A 2,609-nucleotide genomic window follows, 5' to 3' on the forward strand; every position below is an offset into this window, starting at 1 on the left:
AATCGTCGTGATGAGGCGGACCGAGCACACCAACGACATTATCCCGAAGGTGCAGGATGAGATCAAGAAGCTCAACTCGGATGGCAGTCTGCCGCCGGGCGTGAAGATCGTTCCCTTCTACGACCGAAGCACACTGGTGGGCGTGACTACGCATACCGTGTTGCACAACCTGATTTTCGGCTGCGTGCTGGTTTTTCTGATTCAGTGGATTTTCCTGGGCGACCTCCGCAGCGCGATCATCGTTAGCGCCAACATCCCGTTCGCGCTGTTCTTTGCCATCATCATTTTGGTTCTGCAGGGCGAAGATGCCAATCTGTTGTCGCTCGGCGCCGTCGACTTCGGCATCATCGTCGACTCGGCCGTCATCATGATGGAGAATATTTATCGCAACTTCCAATCGCCCGCGGAGCACAGGCGGGCGTTGCTCGATCAGCTCTCCGGCGGCTACTGGGGAACGGATCCAACGTCGCCGACGGGGCCCCAGCCGGTGGGGCATCGGTGGACGGAGCGGCTGCGCATCATCTTTGCGAGCGCATTGCAGGTCGATCGGGCCGTCTTCTTTACGGCCGCCATCACCGTCACTGCCTTCGTCCCGCTGTTTACGATGCAAGGCGTCGAGGGACAGATCTTCGGTCCGATGGCGCGCACTTATGGTTATGCCCTCTTCGGGGCGCTACTGGCGACGTTCACGGTCACACCGGTCCTGGCCTCGCTCCTGCTTCCCAGTGACATCCAGGAGGTCGAGACCTTCGTTGTGCGGGGCTTGCGCGCCACTTACACTCCGGTGCTTGGCTTCGCGCTGCGTCACCTGAGGCTCGCGGTGCTGATTGGGGTCACGTTTCTGGGGGTGAGCTTTCTGGCCGCCTCTCAGCTCGGTAGCGAGTTTTTGCCTGCACTCGAAGAGGGCAATTTCTGGATCCGGGCGTCGCTGCCGCCCACGATTTCGCTTGAGGCCGGCACGGAGGCTACCCGCAAGATGCGGGAAATCCTGCTGCGTCATCCCGAGGTGATCACCGTGGTCTCACAGCATGGCCGTCCTGACAACGGCAGCGATGCCTCGCCATTCTCCAATGTCGAACTTTTCGCGCCGCTGAAGCCGTTCGAGGACTGGCCTCCCAATCTAACCAAGGAAGAGCTTACCGAGCAATTGCAGAAGGAGTTCAGCGAGGAATTGCCGGGCATCGGCTTCAACTTCTCCCAATATATCCAGGACAATGTTGAGGAAGCGCTGTCCGGCGTGAAGGGCGCCAATTCGGTCAAGATCGTCGGACCGAATCTTCAGGTGCTTGAGCAACTGGCAACCCAAGTGAGGGACGAGATGGCCAAGGTGCGGGGTGTCGAGGACCTTGGCGTCTTCCACTCGCTGGGACAGCCGAACCTCAACATCAAGGTCGATCGTGAGAAGACGGCGCGATATGGCCTCAACGCCGGCGACGTCAATACTGTGGTTCAAGCCGCCATGGGAGGAACCAACGCGACGACGGTGCTCGAAGGCGATCGGCAATTCAGCCTCGCCGTGAGGCTGGACCCGGAATATCGCAGCAGTATCGATTCCATTCGTAACGTCAAGGTCGCGTATCAGACCCCATCCGGAACCAACGCCTATGTCCCGTTGAGCGAGCTTGCAGACATTACGCTCGATACGGGGGCCTCCTTCATCTATCGCGAGCGCAGCCAGCGTTACATTCCGATCAAGTTCAGCGTGCGCGGCCGTGACCTCGGCTCGACGGTCACGGAAGCGCAGGAACGTGTCGCCAACGCCGTCAAGCTGCCGAACGGCTATCAGATCCTCTGGGCCGGCGAATTCGAGGACCTGCAAAACGCAAAGCAGCGCCTGATTATCGTCATTCCGATCACGCTGCTGCTGATCTTGGTTCTCCTGTATGGGCTGTTCAACACCGTGCGCGACAGCCTGCTGGCGCTAGCCGGCATTCCCTTTGCGATCGGCGGCGGCCTGATCGCGCTCTACCTCGCGGGCCTTGCCTTCAGCGTCTCCGCCGCGATCGGATTCATCTCGCTGTTCGGTGTTGCGGTGATGGATGGCATTCTCAACATCACTTACTTCCGGGAGTTGCGGGCTCAAGGCATGGATATTGCGGAAGCGGTGTTTCGCGGCGCCGAACAGCGCATGCGGCCGATGCTGATGACCGCGCTGTCGGCGGGCGTCGGCCTGCTTCCGGCGGCAATCTCGCATGGCATCGGCAGCCAGGTGCAGCGACCGCTGGCGACTGTAGTGGTTGGCGGCATGTTCATTGGACCGCTGCTGCTGCTCGTTGTTGCACCGGCGCTACGGCGGATCTTCCTTGCGCGGGAAACTGAGGAAACCTCAGATGGCGAGGATGCGCCCCATGCTGAACCGACCTAGGATCAGGCAACGGGTCTCACCGACCAAAGCGCTTGAGTGGATCGATCTGATGCGAGGCACCGCCCATCGACCGCGACGTGCCGCCTGCGGCGTGCTAGCGGGAGGACTTGCCTTGGTCCTGTCGGGGTGCGTCGGACCCAATTTCGTCCCGCCCGCTGTCCCCCCCGTCGAGGGTTATTTGCCCGGCAAGAAGCTCCTCCAGCCCGAAGCAGGTCCGGGAGGGCCGCGTATCGCCCGCCAGCAT

The 2,609-nt window shown here is 61.0% G+C and carries 1 protein-coding gene; it reads left to right on the forward strand.

The window, feature by feature from the left end; genetic code table 11:
* Positions 1-2,365 (forward strand): efflux RND transporter permease subunit (locus JOZ76_RS18895; protein ID WP_291700675.1); only part of this gene is annotated, 2,365 nt, incomplete at its 5' end.
* Between the last annotated feature and the right edge of the window lie 244 nt (positions 2,366-2,609).

This window comes from Bradyrhizobium sp. (assembly GCF_019244115.1).
In the GTDB taxonomy this organism is placed as follows: Bacteria; Pseudomonadota; Alphaproteobacteria; order Rhizobiales; family Xanthobacteraceae; genus Bradyrhizobium.